At 64.9% G+C, this 14,851-nt stretch carries 16 protein-coding genes; 5 read left to right on the forward strand and 11 right to left on the reverse strand.

The window, feature by feature from the left end; translation table 11 throughout:
* Positions 1–15: 15 nt before the first annotated feature.
* Entirely contained in the window at positions 16–696 is a 681-nt protein-coding gene (gene exeB / locus AB5Y81_RS08490; protein ID WP_017765384.1) for a GspB family T2SS assembly factor variant ExeB, read from the reverse strand.
* Complete coding sequence (exeA, locus tag AB5Y81_RS08495; protein WP_054543539.1) at positions 696–2,339, reverse strand: type II secretion system protein ExeA; 1,644 nt, start codon at positions 2,337–2,339, stop codon at positions 696–698. The genes exeB and exeA overlap by 1 nt, the downstream gene beginning before the upstream one ends.
* 271 nt (positions 2,340–2,610) lie before the next feature.
* Here exeA and AB5Y81_RS08500 point away from each other — a divergent pair, with 271 nt between their 5' ends.
* Positions 2,611–3,849, forward strand: a complete 1,239-nt coding sequence (locus tag AB5Y81_RS08500; RefSeq protein WP_279485237.1) for a multifunctional CCA addition/repair protein — start codon at positions 2,611–2,613, stop codon at positions 3,847–3,849.
* Between the two features lie 86 nt (positions 3,850–3,935).
* On the opposite strand, the gene AB5Y81_RS08505 is transcribed toward AB5Y81_RS08500, so the two are convergent.
* The 4 genes from AB5Y81_RS08505 to AB5Y81_RS08520 all read right to left on the reverse strand — a co-directional run bounded on the left by AB5Y81_RS08505 (position 3,936) and on the right by AB5Y81_RS08520 (position 6,986).
* Positions 3,936–4,814: an ABC transporter substrate-binding protein gene (locus tag AB5Y81_RS08505; protein ID WP_043171335.1), complete on the reverse strand. Its 879-nt coding sequence runs from the start codon at positions 4,812–4,814 to the stop codon at positions 3,936–3,938.
* Positions 4,815–4,887: 73 nt separating this feature from the next.
* Complete coding sequence (locus AB5Y81_RS08510; RefSeq protein WP_226009904.1) at positions 4,888–5,784, reverse strand: hypothetical protein; 897 nt, start codon at positions 5,782–5,784, stop codon at positions 4,888–4,890.
* 118 nt (positions 5,785–5,902) lie between these two features.
* Complete coding sequence (locus AB5Y81_RS08515) at positions 5,903–6,592, reverse strand: LrgB family protein (protein WP_279485238.1); 690 nt, start codon at positions 6,590–6,592, stop codon at positions 5,903–5,905.
* Positions 6,585–6,986, reverse strand: coding sequence for a CidA/LrgA family protein (locus AB5Y81_RS08520; protein WP_019839011.1), 402 nt, complete (start codon positions 6,984–6,986; stop codon positions 6,585–6,587). Before AB5Y81_RS08520 ends, AB5Y81_RS08515 begins: the two co-directional genes overlap by 8 nt.
* A 127-nt stretch (positions 6,987–7,113) precedes the next feature.
* Here AB5Y81_RS08520 and AB5Y81_RS08525 point away from each other — a divergent pair, with 127 nt between their 5' ends.
* The gene (locus AB5Y81_RS08525) at positions 7,114–7,989 is read left to right on the forward strand and encodes a LysR family transcriptional regulator (protein WP_017782498.1); all 876 of its coding nucleotides are present in this window, start codon (positions 7,114–7,116) and stop codon (positions 7,987–7,989) included.
* Positions 7,990–7,995: 6 nt separating this feature from the next.
* On the opposite strand, the gene AB5Y81_RS08530 is transcribed toward AB5Y81_RS08525, so the two are convergent.
* Both AB5Y81_RS08530 and AB5Y81_RS08535 read right to left on the reverse strand, forming a co-directional pair.
* Complete coding sequence (locus tag AB5Y81_RS08530) at positions 7,996–8,874, reverse strand: hypothetical protein (RefSeq protein WP_019839009.1); 879 nt, start codon at positions 8,872–8,874, stop codon at positions 7,996–7,998.
* 54 nt (positions 8,875–8,928) lie between these two features.
* Positions 8,929–10,365, reverse strand: coding sequence for a PLP-dependent aminotransferase family protein (locus AB5Y81_RS08535; protein WP_279485239.1), 1,437 nt, complete (start codon positions 10,363–10,365; stop codon positions 8,929–8,931).
* A 128-nt stretch (positions 10,366–10,493) separates the two neighbouring features.
* Between AB5Y81_RS08535 and AB5Y81_RS08540 the strand changes: the two genes are divergently transcribed.
* Genes AB5Y81_RS08540 through AB5Y81_RS08550 form a run of 3 tightly spaced genes read left to right on the forward strand, consistent with a single transcriptional unit; the run spans position 10,494 to position 12,140 of the window.
* On the forward strand, positions 10,494–10,961 hold the full coding sequence (locus AB5Y81_RS08540; protein ID WP_279485240.1) for an OsmC family protein: 468 nt from the start codon (positions 10,494–10,496) through the stop codon (positions 10,959–10,961).
* Between the two features lie 17 nt (positions 10,962–10,978).
* Positions 10,979–11,416: a rhodanese-like domain-containing protein gene (locus AB5Y81_RS08545; RefSeq protein ID WP_025201106.1), complete on the forward strand. Its 438-nt coding sequence runs from the start codon at positions 10,979–10,981 to the stop codon at positions 11,414–11,416.
* Positions 11,406–12,140 (forward strand): GNAT family protein, encoded by a 735-nt coding sequence (locus AB5Y81_RS08550; protein WP_279485241.1) that lies wholly within the window; start codon positions 11,406–11,408, stop codon positions 12,138–12,140. Before AB5Y81_RS08545 ends, AB5Y81_RS08550 begins: the two co-directional genes overlap by 11 nt.
* Positions 12,141–12,186: 46 nt before the next feature.
* Here the strand turns inward: AB5Y81_RS08550 and ybaK are convergent, their stop codons facing one another.
* The 3 genes from ybaK to AB5Y81_RS08565 all read right to left on the reverse strand — a co-directional run bounded on the left by ybaK (position 12,187) and on the right by AB5Y81_RS08565 (position 14,774).
* Complete coding sequence (gene ybaK / locus AB5Y81_RS08555; RefSeq protein WP_005305363.1) at positions 12,187–12,657, reverse strand: Cys-tRNA(Pro) deacylase; 471 nt, start codon at positions 12,655–12,657, stop codon at positions 12,187–12,189.
* A 146-nt stretch (positions 12,658–12,803) separates the two neighbouring features.
* Positions 12,804–14,069 carry an inorganic phosphate transporter gene (locus tag AB5Y81_RS08560; protein ID WP_005305360.1) on the reverse strand — a complete coding sequence of 422 codons (1,266 nt, stop codon included), beginning with the start codon at positions 14,067–14,069 and terminating at the stop codon, positions 12,804–12,806.
* Between the two features lie 24 nt (positions 14,070–14,093).
* A complete protein-coding gene (locus AB5Y81_RS08565) occupies positions 14,094–14,774 on the reverse strand; it encodes a TIGR00153 family protein (RefSeq protein WP_005305357.1) in 681 nt (226 codons plus the stop codon).
* Positions 14,775–14,851 lie beyond the last annotated feature (77 nt).

Consider the following 14,851-nt stretch of genomic DNA (forward strand, 5'->3'; position numbering starts at 1 on the left):
GGTGGTATGCGCGGTTCAGCCGCGCCAGTCCTGCAGCGCCTTGAGGCTGGCATTCTGCCCACCCACCTGCAGGATGATGTAATCCTGGGCGATGGCGAGCAGGGTGACGCCGGGGGCGACTTCGCTCCCTTCCCGGTAGGTGCGCCCGTTCAACCTCACGGCCCGGTTGGCCGGGTTGGAGGAGAAGACGTGGGCGCCGTAGGCCAGCGGCGGTACCTGTTGGCGGAGCGCCTGCGGCAGAGCGTTGAGCGGCGTGGCCTGCAGTTCTTCCGGCACCTGCGGTGGCGCGCTCTGCTGCAACGGGGTGTTGTTGAGGGCATTGAGGATGCGCTCGGCCAGCCCCTGGCTGCTGTCGGCGGGCGCCGGTGAAGGCTGTGCATCGACCTTGGGGGTGACCACGGGTTCGGGCGGCGGCGGTGGCAGCGGCCGGGTGATCATCGGTTTGGGCTCGACCCGCACGAAGGGCGGGGTCACCACCTCCTTCACCTCCACCGTCTTCTCGATGGGGCGGTTGTTGAGCAGGTGCCAGCCATAGTTGGCGGCGGCCCCCATCACCAGCGCCAGCGGGGCCAGCAGCCACCAGATCCAGCGCCTGGGTTGTTCCTCATCCTGGCTGACCGGCAGCCCCATCGCCGGAATGTGCGGGGTGAACTGGGGCTGATCGGCCCGCCGCAGCGCCTTGAGCAGGGTGGACATCAGGAAGCCTCCTCCGACAGTGTGTTGATGGCATCATCCTCTGCCGGATCCAGCTTGGCCGGTTTGCTGGCCCGCTGGGCGTCATCCTCCAGCTTCGGCATGGGTTCGCCGGCCATCACGTTGAGGCGCAGCAGGGTGTTGCTGCCGGCGATGCCGTCCGGGTTCAGTCCCTGCTCGCGCTGGAACTGCTGCAGCTTGGTCTTGAGCTCGGCATCGAAGCGACGGACCTTGCGATCCGGCTGCTGCAGGGCCCGGCTGAGGGCGTTGTCGAGCCACTGCACCTGAGTGGGACCGGCGTTGTTGCCGATCAGGGTGACGCCGCCCTTGGGCATGCGCCACAGCAGGGTGTAGCTGCCACCCCAGTAATCGCTCAGCCACTGCCGGTCCACCTGCCAGCTCTGGTTGCCGATGAGCAGATTGGCCTTGTCGGGGCCGAGGTTGACCAGGGTGGCGTAATAGGTGCCGCCGGTCTCGTCGGTCAGGCTGACGAGGGCGGGATACTGCAGGGCCTGCAGATCGGCCAGGGAGGCCTCGCCCTCCTGGCAACGCAGGCCGGCGCGCGGCGCGTTGTCGCAGGTGGCCTCTTCCAGTTCGGTCTGGTAGCCCCATACCTTGTAGAGATTCTGCATGGCGCTGTCCGGCTCCAGCGCCTGGTTGATGGCGCGGGTCAGCTGCTCCTGCTGCTCCGGGGTGTCGTCCACCTTGACCGGCACCTCCACCGTGACCACCGGACGGGTCGGGAAGACCCCGAAGAACTGCCAGCCCCACCAGCCGGTGGCCACCAGCAAGGCGCCAACCAGCGCCACCATCAGGCCGGACTGCCAGGTACCCTCGTCACGGATGCCGCTCACCTCGAAGGCCGCCAGGCTGATGTCGCCGTGCACTATCTTGTGGCTGCCGCGGGCGAAGGCGGCGATCAGGGCGCGGTCGCAGATGAGGTTGATGAGGCGCGGAATGCCGCCGGAGAGGCGGTGCAGGGTCTGGATAGCTTTGGGGGTGAAGATGGGCTGCACGCAGCCGGCCACCTGCAGACGAAAGCGGACATAGGCGTCCACGTCCTGGCAGGAGAGCGGCAGCAGGTGGTAGCGGGCGGTGATGCGTTGAGCCAGCTGGCGCAGCAGGGGCTGGCGCAGCATCTGCTGCAGCTCGGGCTGGCCGATGAGCACCACCTGCAGCAGCTTCTTCTCGTCGGTCTCCAGGTTGGTGAGCAGACGCAACTGCTCCAGCACGCCGGGCAGCAGGTGCTGGGCTTCGTCCACCAGCACCACGCTGCGCTTGCCAGCCGCCAGATTGGCCAGCAGGTGATCACGGATGAGGTCGAACAGCTGCTTGAGGCCGGCATCCTGGCCATAGCCCAGCTGGAACTCGTCGCAGATGGCCGCCAGCAGATCCCGTTCGGTCAGGGATGGATTGAGGATGTAGGCGATCTCGGTCTCTGCCGGCAACTGCTGCAACAGGCAGCGGGAGACGGTGGTTTTGCCGGTGCCCACTTCCCCGGTCAGCAGCACGAAGCCGCCCCCATCCTGCAACCCGTAGTTGAGGTGGGCGAGGGCTTCCCCGTGCCGTTCACTCATGTAGAGGTATTTGGGATTGGGCGAGATGGAGAACGGGTGCTCCGACAGACCGAAGAACTGTGTGTACATAAGGATCCATTCCGTTGTTATGGGCGGCAGGTTAAAGCCTCCCCCAAGGGATGTCAAAGACCCGGATGCCATAAGGGGGGCCAGCGCGCACCCTGATCTCCCGGTGGGGAAATCAGGGCTGCGGTCATGGCGGCTGGCGGTGAGAAAAAGGGCCTGTGAGTATCGACGGCGCACCGCCAATCGGGCTCGTATGGCGTCGATGTCGGGCCGGGAATAGTCTCCATCGGTCAAACCGGTATAATCGGGACAGGTTTATCAAGGGAGACAGAGCTTGCAGACTTATCTGGTTGGGGGCGCGGTGCGGGATCGCCTGCTGGGATTGCCGCAGGGGGACAGGGATCACCTGGTGGTCGGGGCGACCGTGGAACAGATGCTGGCGCTGGGTTTTACCCAGGTGGGCCGTGACTTTCCCGTGTTTCTGCACCCCAAGACCCAGCAGGAGTACGCGTTGGCCCGCACCGAGCGCAAGCAGGGACAGGGCTACACCGGCTTCGTCTGCCACGCCTCGCCGGAGGTGACGCTGGAGCAGGATCTGCTGCGCCGGGATCTCACCGTCAACGCCATCGCCGAAGATGACGCGGGGCAACTGCACGATCCCTATGGCGGCATCGAGGATCTGAAACAACGGCTGCTGCGCCACGTCTCCCCCGCCTTTGCCGAAGATCCGCTGCGCATCCTGCGGGTGGCCCGCTTCGCCGCCCGCTTCCACGCCCAGGGTTTCGTGGTGGCTCCCGAGACGCTGGCGCTGATGCGCGAGATGACCGAGGCCGGTGAGCTGGCCCACCTGACCCCGGAGCGGGTCTGGAAGGAGCTGGAGAAGGTGCTGCTGGGACCGACCCCGCAGGTGTTCTTCGAAGTACTGCGCGAGTGCGGCGCCCTGGCGGCGCTGTTCCCCGAGCTGGATACCCTGTTCGGGGTGCCTGCCCCCGCCAAGTGGCACCCGGAGATCGATACCGGCATCCACACCATGATGGTGCTGGCGCAGGCTTGTCGGCTTTCGCCGGAGCTGGCGGTGCGCTTCGCGGCGCTGTGCCACGACTTTGGCAAGGGGCTGACCCCGCCGGAGTTCTGGCCGAGCCACCACGGTCACGGCCAGAAGGGGCTGCCGCTCATCCGCGACTTCTGCGAGCGCTTCCGGGTACCGAACGAGTGTCGTGACCTGGCCCTGCTGGTGAGCGACCTGCACACCCATATCCACATCGCCTTCGAGCTCAAGCCCGCGACCCTGCTCAAGGTGTTCGACAAGGCCGACGCCTGGCGCAGGCCAGAGCGCTTCGCCCAGCTGCTGGACGCCTGCCGGGCCGACTTTCACGGCCGTACCGGCTTCGAGGAGCGGGTCTATGCCGAACCCGACTATGTGGCGCAGGCGCTAGCGGCCGCCCAGGCGGTGCCGGTGAAGGAGATAGTGGCGGCCGGCTTCAAGGGGGAGGCTATTCGCGAGCAGCTGGCCAAGCGCCGGCTCGACGCCATCAGCCGGGTGCGCGACGAGTGGACCTTCCTCGAGGATTGACGAGGCATGGAGACGAGGCATGGAAAAAAAGCCCGGGTCAGTGACCCGGGCTTTTTCATGGTCGCGCCGGCATGGCGGGGGGCCGCCTAGTCACCGGAGCCGAAGCGCTCATGCACCGGGTCGTAGAAGTAGGCCTGGTAGTTGAAGTCGATCCCCTTGATGTAGGGGTTTTCCAGCCGGAACAGCCGGCGGGTATTGAGGTGGGCGAAGCTGAGGGAGGGTTTGAAGGCTTTCAGCCAGAGCGCCTGCAGGGAGCCGTCGCGCCAGGCAGCCTTGAGCCCCTGCTGCACCCGGTCGATGGCCTGCCGGTTGCCGTTGTGAGTGAAGAAGACCCGAGGCAGGGGGTAGTAGAGGGCCAGGCTCTCATCCATCATCAGTCCTTCCACCTCTTTGTGGTTCAGCTTTTCCTGAGGCAACTCGTTGATCCCGCGGCAGAAAAGATCGAAACGGCCGCGCGCCACCATCTTGAACAGCTGCTCGTAGCCCTCCACCTCCAGCACCTTGAAGCCGGCCCGGCGCAGGATCTCTACGTCGAGCCAGCCCTTGCCCTGGCCGATGTCGAAGCGCTTCAGCTCATCCAGGCTGGTGGCCTTGGCAACCTCATCCTTGCGGGTGGGGCTGACGAAGCAGATGCGGTAGCTGACGATGCCGATATGGATGGGAAAGCGCACGTAGTCGATGCCGCTCATGTCCCGATCGGCGCGATAGCTGTCCATGGCGAACAGGTTGGGGTAGTGGTTGAAGCGCAGGCTGACCCACATCCTGGCCAGGGTCATGGGAGGGGCGGCCTGCATCCGGTAGTCGCCATGGCTGGCACGGGTCTTCTCCAGCGCCAGGCGCAGGACTTCGCGATCATAGGTGCTTCTGGGGTCGTGCTCGCTCTCCGGACTCATGTAGGTGAACAGGGTCGGGCCGGCCAGCACGGGCATGGCCGTCAGCAGGGCGAGCAGCGGGGTCCAGTGCATCATGCGCTCCTGTGAAAAGCAGAGACTCTTCTGAGTGTAGTGACTCTCCCGGCCGTGGGCGGCAGAGGCGGGGTCAGGGTTTGCCGGTAGCGGGCTCGCCCGGTCCGAAGCGCTGGGTGAGGGGATCGTAAAGATAGGGGTGGTAATCGAAGTCGAGCCCCTGCAGCAGGGGGTTGTCCAGTCTGAACAGTTGCCGCTGGTCGAGCCTGGCAAACGCCAGCGCCGGTTGGTAGGTCTTGAGCCAGAGCGCCTGCAGTGAGCCATCCTGCCAGGCCAGCTGCAGGCCGGCCCGGATCCGGCGCAAGGCATGCTGGTTCTCCTTGTGGCTGTAGAAGAGGTGGACGAAGGGGTAGTAGAGCGCCAGGTGCTGGTCGACCATCAGCGGCCCCAGATCCTTGTGGGTATCCAGCTCGCTCAGCAGTTCGTTGGCACCCCGGCAGAAGAGGTCAACCCGGCCGCGCACCACCAGCTTGAACAACCGCTCGTAGCCCTCGACCTCCTGCACCTTGAAGCCGGCGGCGCGCAGTATGTCGGCGTCCTGCCAGCCGCGGCCCTGGCCATGGGTGAACTGCTGCAGATCGCTGAGGGTGCGCACCTGGGCCACGGCTTGCTGCTGCTTGGGGCTGACGAAGCAGATGCGATAGCCGAGGATGCCGAGATCCACCGGGAAGCGGACATAGTCGAGGTCGTGGCTCCCCTCCGGGCGCGGAAAGCTGTCGATGGCCAGCAGGTTGGGGTAGAGGTTGTATTGCAGCACCTGGCGCAGCCGGGTCCGGCTCATGGACGGGGCCGGGCGCAGTTCGTAATCGCCGAAGCTGTCGCGGGTCTTCTCCAGCGCCAGCTGCAGCAGCTGCTGGCCGTAGAGGGAACGCAAATCCCGGTCACTCTCCGGGCTGACATAGGTCACTATGTCCGCGGCCGGCAGCAGGGGGGAGAAGAGCAGACTGCCGGCCAGCAGCCCCAGGATCATCGTTCTGTGGTTCATCATACCGCTCACTACTGTCACATTGAGTTGAGTGTAGCGGTTGATGGCGTCGGGACGGGCTCTCCGGCGCCGGAACCTGCGCCCTTGACCTGCCGCGGGATCGCTACCAGAACAGCTGACCCAGCAGAGGCGCCAGCAGCACGGTCACCATGCCGGCGATCATCATCACCATGCTGGAGACTACCCCCTCCTCGTTGCCCATCTGATAGGCCTTGGCGGTGCCGGCGCCGTGGGCCGAGGCACCAAAGCCCGCCCCCTTGCCGAGCCGGCTGCGAATGGCCAGCAGGGTGAGCACGCTCTCTCCCACCGCCATGCCGATGACCCCGGTCAGTACCACGAACAGCGCGGTGAGATCGCTCTGGCCGCCGATGGCGCGGGTCGCCTCCACCGCGAAGGGGGTGGTGATGGATCGCATCGCCAGACTGCGCTGCAGCATGTCGGAGAGATCCAGCCAGCGGGCCAGCAGCACGGTACTGCCCACCGCCATGATGACCGAGGCGACCACCCCCACCGACAGCGACAGCCAGTGGCGGCGAATGAGCCGGTGGTTCTCGTAGACCGGCACCGCGAAGGCGACGGTGGCCGGCCCCAGCAGCCAGAGCAGCCAGTGGGATTCGGCCATGTAGTCCTGATAGGGGATATGGAACAGCATGACGACCACCACCAGCAGGGTCGGCGCCAGCAGCAGCGGCATCAGCGGCAGGATGCGCTTCTTGCCGTAGAGCCATTTGCTGGCGTAGTAGAAGAGCAGGGTCAGGGCGAAGCAGAGCAGGCCGAGCAGGGTATCAGACATGACGACGACTCCGGCGGGCCAGTTTCAACTCGAGGCGGTAGACCCTGTCCACCACCAGTGCCGTGGTGCCGAGCACCAGGGTAGTGCTCACCAGCAGCACCACCATGATGCGCCACCCCTCCTGCAACAGCAGCTCCTGATAGTTGACCACCGCCACCACGGCGGGGACGAAGAACAGCAGCATCTCCGCCAGCAGCCAGCGGGCGCCAGCTTCAAACCACTGGGCCTTGACCACCCCGAGCAGGATGCAGGCCAGCAGCAACAGCATGCCGGTGAGGTTGGCAGGCAGCGGCAGGTGGAGGGTGCGCACCGCAGTATCGGCCAGCAGCCAGATGGCGGCCAGCAGGGCGATTTGGAAGGGAGTCTGGAACCAGCGAAGGGAGAGGGCTTTCATGATATGGGTCTTTCTGTGAACTTGCTCACAGTATAGAGATGGGTTAAACCTGCAAAAAATGAATTTAAATTATCAAAATCATGCCAAAGAGGCATGATTTGGTTTTGCCATCCGCCAGGAGATCGTCATGGACATCCGCGCCCTGCGTTACTTTGTCGAACTGGTGCGGGAACAGAGCTTCACCCGCGCCTCCGAGAAACTGTTCGTCACCCAGCCCACCATCAGCAAGATGATCCGCAACATGGAGGAGGAGCTGGGCCAGCCCCTGCTGAGCCGCGCGGGACGCCGCTTCACCCTGACCGACAGCGGCCGGGTGCTGTTCAACCGGGCCCAGACCATCCTGGCCGAAATGCAGCAGCTGGAGGCGGAGCTCGCCGATCTGCAGAGCCTGCAATTTGGCCGGTTGGCCCTCGGCATTCCGCCCATGGTGGGTCACGTCTATGCGGATCTGATCCGCGCCTATCGCAGCCGCTATCCCAAGGTCGAGCTCTCCATCGTCGAGTATGGTGGCCGGCGCATTGAGCAGGCGGTGCTGGAAGGGGAGCTGGATCTCGCCATCACCATGCTGCCGACCAGGGAGGAGGGGGCTTTGAGCGTCTTGGAGCTGGACCAGTACCCCATTCAGGTGGTGCTGCCCGATCTGCCGCGTTGGCGGGATTGCGGCGAGATCCGGCTGGAGGCGCTGCGGGACGAGCCCTTCCTGCTCTACACCCAGGCCTTCACCCTGAGCGAGCGGCTGGAGCAGGCGTGCCGGGCGGCCGGTTTCGAGCCTCAGGTGGCGGCGCGCAGCAGCCAGTGGGACTTTCTCACCGCCATGGTGCGCAGCGGCATGGGGGTCGCCTTTTTGCCCGAGCCCATCTGCCGCCGGCTGACGCCGGACGGCCTGGTGCTGAGGCCGCTGGTGCCGGAGCTGAGCTGGCGGCTCGGGGTGATATGGCCGAGCGAGCGCTATCTCTCCCGCACCGCCGAGGCCTGGCTGGCGCTCTGCCGCGAGCAGGGCTGAGTCTCATCAGGGCTTGCCGAAGCGATCCGTCACCGGGTTGTAGAAGTAGTGCTGGTAATCGAAGTTGATGCCCTTGAGGAAAGGGTTCTCCAGCTTCAGCATACGCCTCTGCTTGAGCCCGGCGAAGGCGATGGCAGGGCCGAAACTGCGGCGCCACAAGGCTTGCAGCGAACCATCCTGCCAGGCTTGCTGCAGCCCCGTCTCCACCCGTCTCATGGCCTCGCCGTTGGCGGCATTGGTATAGAAGACCCTGGGCAGCGGATAGTAGAGTAGCAGGGAGCTGTCCATCTTCAACCCCTTGATCTCCTTGTGGGTCAGCAGTTCGCTGCGCAGCTCGCTCGCCCCGCGGCACAGGAGATCGAAGCGGCCGCGAGCCACCATCTTGAACAGCATCTCGTAGCCGTCGACCTCCACCACCTTGAGGCCTGCATGGCGCAGTATCTCCACGTCCAGCCAGCCCTTGCCCTGACCGAAGCTGAAGCGACGCAACCCCTCGAGGTCGTGCACCTGTGCCATGGCCGCCTGTTGGCCTGGGCTGACGAAACAGATGCGGTAGCTGACGATGCCGAGATGGACAGGAAAGCGGACATAGGCCAGCCCTTTCTCGTCCCGCGCGCTGCTGTAGCTGTCCATGGCGAACAGGTTGGTAAAGCTGTTGAGCTCCAGACTGAGCCGGACCCGAGCCTTGGTCATGGGCGGCGCTGGTTGCAGCTCATAATCGCCAAAGGTGTCGCGGGTCTTGTCGAGGGCGAGGCGGAGCAGCTCCCTGTCATAGGTCATGCGCGGATCCTTCTCGCTCTCCGGGCTGATATAGGTAAAGCGGGTCGCCGCCAACGACGTGGAGGAGAGGAAGAGGGAGAGAAGCAGGAACAGGAGTCTATACATCCAGGCTAGGCTCTATGATTTTGTTTCATCCATTATAGTTCGGCCCCCAGCCGTTCAGGCGTGCCGGTCGCTTGCCAGCAGGCTGCCCAGCCGGCGGCAGAGACGGCGCAGGGTCTGGTTGTCGAGGGAGGCAAAGCCGAGCAGCCATCCCTCCTGCGTCGGCGGGCCCAGGTAGAACTGGCCGAGGGGACGCAGCCCCAGCCCCTCGGTGTTGGCAGCCTCTGTCCAGCGCGCCTCGCCGCCGGGGGGCAGCCGCACGGCGCACTGCAGGCCGGCCCCGCTGTGAATGGGGGTGAGGGCGGGGCAGTGGCTGGCCAGCTCGGCCAGCAGCAGGTCGCGGCGGCTCTGATAGACCAACCTGCTCTGGCGCAGGTGGGTGGCGAAGTGGCCGGCGCGGATGAAGTCAGCGGTGACCGCCTGCAGCAGCTGGTTGCTGTGGCCGTCGACCGCGGCCCGGGCCCGGCAGAAGGATTCCATCAGCGGTCTGGGCAGCACCAGGTAGGCGAGGCGCAGCGAGCCGAACAACACCTTGCTGAAGGTGCCCACGTAGAGCACCCGTCCCTGACCATCCAACCCCTGCAGGGCGGGGAGCGGCCGCTGATCGTACTGGTACTCGCCGTCGTAGTCGTCCTCCAGGATCCAGGCGCCGTGCCGCTCGGCCTCGGCCAGCAGCGCCATCCGCCGCGGCAGGCTCATGGGCACGCCGAGGGGATACTGGTGGGCCGGCGTGGTGTAGATGAGCCGTGGCGCCGGATGTTTCCCCTGCGGGTTGAGCCCCTCTTCATCCACCGGCACCGGGTGCACCCGGGCGCCGGCACTCTCCATGGCGGTGCGGGCCCCGGGGTAGCCGGGATCCTCCACCCAGACGGTATCGCCGGTATCGATCAGCAGCTGGGTCGCCAGCAGGATCCCCTGCTGGGAGCTGGTGAGGATCAGGATCTGATCCGGCTCGCACACCACGCCGCGCGACTGCACCAGATAGCTGCTGATGGCGCCGCGCAGCGCCTCCAGCCCCTGCGGATCCCCGTAGTTCATCCAGTCACCGGCGTGCCGGCGCCACTGCTGCTGCATCAGCCGGCCCCACAGGGCCTGGGGGAAGAGACGGGGATCCGGCTGGCTGGAGGCAAAGGAGCGGCCCACCTCGGGCACGTCGTGGCAGGCGCCGCTGTCGGCCATCTCCTGACCACGGCGCGACAGACCGGCCGCCGACTGGGGCGGGCGCGGAGTCGGGGAGACCGCGGCCAGCGCCACGAAGCTGCCGGCCCCCACCTTGCGCACCAGATAGCCCTCAGCCTCCAGCCGGCCATAGGCCAGCTCCACCGTGCTGCGAGAGACCCCCAGATCGGCGGCCAGCATGCGGCTGGCGGGCAGCCGGCTGTGCTGGGGCAGGTGGCCGGCCAGCATGGCCGAGCGCAGGGTGCGCACCAGCTGTTCGTGCAGCGGCAGATCGCTGGCTTGCTGGGTGGCAAACAGGGTGGGCAGGGCAGGCATGGGGAGCTCCCGGGCGCTAATTGGTCTGCTCATATTGGCAAAATTGGTCGGCGTGGCAAGGCCATTATGTCGCTACATTGAGGCTCAAGGTTCGGGATCCACAACGATTGGCAATGAAAGGAGTCTGCATGTCGGAGTACAGCGCCACCATCAGCTGGCAGCGCGGGGCTAGCGAGCCCTTCGTCGATCAACGCTACAGCCGGGCCCACTGGTGGGAGTTCGACGGCGGCGTCAGGGTGCCCGCCTCCTCGTCACCCCACGTGGTGCCGTTGCCCTGGTCGGTGGCCGAGCACGTCGACCCGGAAGAGGCCTTCGTCGCGGCCATCTCCAGCTGTCACATGCTCACCTTCCTCTGGCTGACGGCCAGGGCGGGCTATCGGGTGGAGAGCTACCGGGACGAGGCGGTGGGCATCATGGAAGCCAATGCCCGTGGTCGTCAGGCCATCACCCGGGTCACCTTGCAGCCGCTGGTGCAGTTCGGCGGCGAACGCCAGCCGGATCTGGCCGTGCTTGAGCAGTTGCACCACCAGGCCCACGAGGAGTGTTTCATCGCCAACTCGGTCACTACAGTCATCACCACCCGGATCCGGGTGTGAGTACAAGGAGCGTCACTATGAGTCATGTATTGAGCAGCGGGCTGGCCAGTGCCGAACAGGCCAGCCTCTTCTTCGAGGCCCAGCTGGCCTTTCGCACCGACCCGGCGGATCTGGCCGCCGATCTGCTGGCCGGCGAAGAGCGGATCGTGGTCATCGACACCCGCTCTGCCGGTCACTACGCCGAGGGACACATCCCCGGTGCCATCAGCTTCCCCCATGCCACCATGAACCCGGCCAGCACGGCCGCGCTGGCGCGGGACAAGGTCTATGTCTGCTATTGCGACGGCATCGGCTGCAACGGTTCGACCCGGGGTGCCTGCAAGCTGGCGGCGCTCGGTTTTCAGGTCAAGGAGCTGATCGGTGGCCTGCACTGGTGGCGGCAGGACGGTTTTGCGGTCGCTACTGGTAGCGAACCGGGCGTGCTGCAAACGGGAGGGATTGCCTGTGGCTGCTGATATCCATCTGAACGAGTTCGACCAGCCGGTCGGAGCGCCGCTGCCCGACTGGCGGGGCGCCGAGTTTCCGCCCCGCCGCACGCTCAACGGCTGGGGCTGCCGGCTGGAGCCGTTGGATCCCGAGCGTCACGGCCCGGGCCTGTGGCAGGCTTTCAGTGCCGACAGCGGGGCCATGTGGACCTATCTGACCACAGGCCCTTACGCAACAGAGGCGGATATGCTGGTCTGGCTGCGAGAGTGCGCCGCCAAGACAGACCCCCAGTTCTACACCATCTTCGACGAGCATGGCGAACTGCCGCTGGGGCTGGCCAGCTACCTGCGCATCGACCCTCTGGCCGGCAGCATAGAGGTGGGTTGGCTGCACTTTTCCCCCGCCCTGCAGCGCTCAAGGCTGGCGACGGCGGCCATGGCGCTGATGATGGCCAATGCCTTCGCCCTCGGCTACCGTCGTTACGAATGGAAGTGCAATGCCTTGAACAAGCCCTCCTGGCAGGCGGCGCTGCGGCTCGGTTTCAGCTATGAGGGGACCTTTCGCCAGAACCGGGTGGACAAGGGACGGACGCGGGACACCGCCTGGTTCTCGGTGATCGACAGTGAGTGGCCGGCGCTGCAAGATTGCTTTGCGCGCTGGCTGGCGCCCGACAACTTCGATGAGCGCGGCAGGCAGCGGTTGCGGTTGTCTGAACTGACCACCGCTTGTCGTGGCGATGGTCAGTTGCCGTGACAAGACATACGAGGCCCCGCTAGCGGGGCCCCTGTCATTTCAGGCGTTATTCATGGTGCTCGCCGATGGGGGCGGCAATCCACTTCATCAGGCGCAGCATGTCGGCGGGGGCTACCCCGACCGAGAGGCCGCGCTTGCCGCCGCTCACCAGGATCTCGTCAAACTGCATGGCCGAGTCGTCGAGCACGGTGGGCAGCAGCTTCTTCTGGGCCAGCGGGCTGATGCCGCCCACCTTGTAGCCGGTGAGCTTCTCGGCCTCCGCCGGCTTCATCATCTCCACCTTCTTGAGACCGGTGGCCTTGGCCAGCTGCTTGAGGCTGCACAGGCCGGACGAGGGGACGATGGCCACCACCGCCTGTTTGTCGTGATGGGCGATCAGGGTCTTGAACACCTGGGCTTCCGGCAGGCCGAGCTGGGTCGCAGCATGCTTGCCGAAGTCGTCGTGGGCTTCGCACTCGTAGGGGTAGAGCTTGTGGGGGATCTTGAGCTTTTTCAGCAGGTTGATGGCTGGTGTCATGATGAGAGCCTTGAGTCGAAACAAGGCCAAACAGTCTGCGCCTGCCGGGCGGGTGATGCAAGTTGCTCGCGTCCCCAAGGTGTGGATGAGCGCGCCGAGATAAAAAAGCCCGGGTCAATGACCCGGGCTTTTCACTGCGGTGCGCCTCAGGAGAAGCAGATCTGCAGCACGTAGAAGATGGCGATGGCCAGGATGGCACCCGCAGGCAATGTGATGACCCAGGAGACCACGATGTTGCGCAGCACGCCCAGGTTCAGGGCCGCGATACCGCGGGCCAGACCCACGCCCATGACAGCACCGACCAGGGTCTGGGTGGTGGAGATGGGCAGACCGGTACCGGAGGCGATCACCACGGTGGCGGCGGTGGCCAGCTGGGCGGCGAAGCCACGGCTCGGGGTCAGGTGGGTGATGCCGGTGCCGACGGTCGCCATCACCTTCTCGCCCATGGTGGCCAGACCGATCACGATGCCGATGCCGCCGAGCGGCAGGATCCACCAGGCGATGTGGGAACTGCCGCCGATCTCGCCGCCGGCCGCCACGATGGAGGCGACCGCGGAGAGCGGACCGATGGCGTTGGCCACGTCGTTGGAGCCGTGGGCAAAGGCCATGGCACAGGCGGTGATGATCATCAGGATGCCGAACACCTTCTCCACGTTGGCGAAGTGCATCTTGCTGTCATCCTGCGGGTTGTACTGCTGGCCGCGAATGTAGATCCAGCCGGCAAAGGCCACTGCGATGGAAATGGCAACGGAGAGCAGGATACCCTCGCCATCGCTCAGGTGCAGACCGACGTGGGTCAGCCCCTTCTTGATGGTGACCAGGCAGATCACCAGCGCGGTCAGGAACATGTAGAAGGGGACGTAGCGCTTGGCGTTGTTGAGGGGATCATCGGTGTTGAAGATGAGCTTCTGCACGCTGATGAACATGAAGTAGGCGATGACGCCGGAGATGGCCGGAGTGACCACCCAGGAGCCGACGATGCCGCCGAACTTGCTCCACTGCACCGCTTCCGGGCCCACGCTCACCACGGCGAAGCCGACGATGGCGCCGATGATGGAGTGGGTGGTGGAGACGGGCCAGCCGAAGTAGGAGGCCAGGATCAACCAGGCGCCGGCGGCCAGCAGGGAGGCGATCATGCCGAGCACCAGCAGATCCGGAGTGGCGGCAAAGGCGTTGCTGTCGATGATGCCGTTGCGGATGGTGGCGGTGACTTCACCACCGGCCAGATAGGCACCGGCAAATTCAAAGATCATGGCGATGATGATCGCCTGACGGATGGTCAGGGATTTGGTGCCGACCGACGTGCCCATGGCGTTGGCCACGTCATTCGCGCCAATGCCCCAGGCCATCAAAAAGCCGAACAAGGCCGCCACGAGCACCAGAGTGGTGCCGTAATTCGCGATAATGTCCATTCAGTGTTTTACCCAGTCAGTCGATTACGAACGAGCCAGCATCAGTTCCAGACGGGCGCCTACACGCTCGGCCTGATCTGCCAGGTCACCTACCCATTCGAGGATCTTGTAGAGGAACATAACGTCGATCGGATTGTATTTCTGCTCAACGGCTTGCAGCTGTTGGCGCAGCCCGATCTGCATGGTGTCAGTATCGTCCTCGATAAGATCCAGCTGGTGGATCATCTCGGCAACCATTTCAACTTCACGTCCTTTAAAGCCGGTTTCGAGCAGCTCATCGAGTTCTCCGATGGCTTTCTCGGCTTGGGCGGTCGCATCGATACAGCGTTTGAGATAGGCCATGAAATCGGCCCGCATCTCGGAGGGGAATTCCATTTTGCGGCCAAGCATGCGGCCGGAAATATCCTTGGCACGGTTGGCGATCTTGTCCTGCTGGGTCAGCAGTTCGAGCAGGTCGGTACGGGCGACCGGCAGGAACAGACCACGGGGCAGCTTCAGACGGATTTCACGCTTGAGGATGTCCGCTTCTTTCTCCAGCTGGGCAATCTGTTGCCGGATCTTCTCGGCATCTTCCCAACGGTCTTCGGCAACGGCATCAAAGAAGGGAACCAACTGCTGGGAGCACTGGTGAACCTTGACGATATGCTTCTGCAGCGGCTTGATGGGGGACTTGGCAAAAAGCCCCAAAATAGTATTTACTGGCATGGCCAAACCTGTGTCGGTGAAAAAACACTCGATACGATTTTATGAGGGGCGCATGGTAACCGAACTGCGCCATCAAT

This window comes from Aeromonas sp. s2 (genome assembly GCF_040907935.1).
Lineage (GTDB): Bacteria > Pseudomonadota > Gammaproteobacteria > Enterobacterales > Aeromonadaceae > Aeromonas > Aeromonas dhakensis.

Excerpts from the sequence above, each read along its gene's own strand:
- exeB (WP_017765384.1), bottom strand. The coding sequence starts at position 696 with ATGTCCACCCTGCTCAAGGCGCTGCGGCGGGCCGATCAGCCCCAGTTC.
- exeA (WP_054543539.1), bottom strand. The coding sequence starts at position 2,339 with ATGTACACACAGTTCTTCGGTCTGTCGGAGCACCCGTTCTCCATCTCG.
- AB5Y81_RS08505 (WP_043171335.1), bottom strand. The coding sequence starts at position 4,814 with ATGCACTGGACCCCGCTGCTCGCCCTGCTGACGGCCATGCCCGTGCTG.
- AB5Y81_RS08510 (WP_226009904.1), bottom strand. The coding sequence starts at position 5,784 with ATGATCCTGGGGCTGCTGGCCGGCAGTCTGCTCTTCTCCCCCCTGCTG.
- AB5Y81_RS08515 (WP_279485238.1), bottom strand. The coding sequence starts at position 6,592 with ATGTCTGATACCCTGCTCGGCCTGCTCTGCTTCGCCCTGACCCTGCTC.
- AB5Y81_RS08520 (WP_019839011.1), bottom strand. The coding sequence starts at position 6,986 with ATGAAAGCCCTCTCCCTTCGCTGGTTCCAGACTCCCTTCCAAATCGCC.
- AB5Y81_RS08525 (WP_017782498.1), top strand. The coding sequence starts at position 7,114 with ATGGACATCCGCGCCCTGCGTTACTTTGTCGAACTGGTGCGGGAACAG.
- AB5Y81_RS08530 (WP_019839009.1), bottom strand. The coding sequence starts at position 8,874 with ATGTATAGACTCCTGTTCCTGCTTCTCTCCCTCTTCCTCTCCTCCACG.
- AB5Y81_RS08535 (WP_279485239.1), bottom strand. The coding sequence starts at position 10,365 with ATGCCTGCCCTGCCCACCCTGTTTGCCACCCAGCAAGCCAGCGATCTG.
- AB5Y81_RS08540 (WP_279485240.1), top strand. The coding sequence starts at position 10,494 with ATGTCGGAGTACAGCGCCACCATCAGCTGGCAGCGCGGGGCTAGCGAG.
- AB5Y81_RS08545 (WP_025201106.1), top strand. The coding sequence starts at position 10,979 with ATGAGTCATGTATTGAGCAGCGGGCTGGCCAGTGCCGAACAGGCCAGC.
- ybaK (WP_005305363.1), bottom strand. The coding sequence starts at position 12,657 with ATGACACCAGCCATCAACCTGCTGAAAAAGCTCAAGATCCCCCACAAG.
- AB5Y81_RS08560 (WP_005305360.1), bottom strand. The coding sequence starts at position 14,069 with ATGGACATTATCGCGAATTACGGCACCACTCTGGTGCTCGTGGCGGCC.
- AB5Y81_RS08565 (WP_005305357.1), bottom strand. The coding sequence starts at position 14,774 with ATGCCAGTAAATACTATTTTGGGGCTTTTTGCCAAGTCCCCCATCAAG.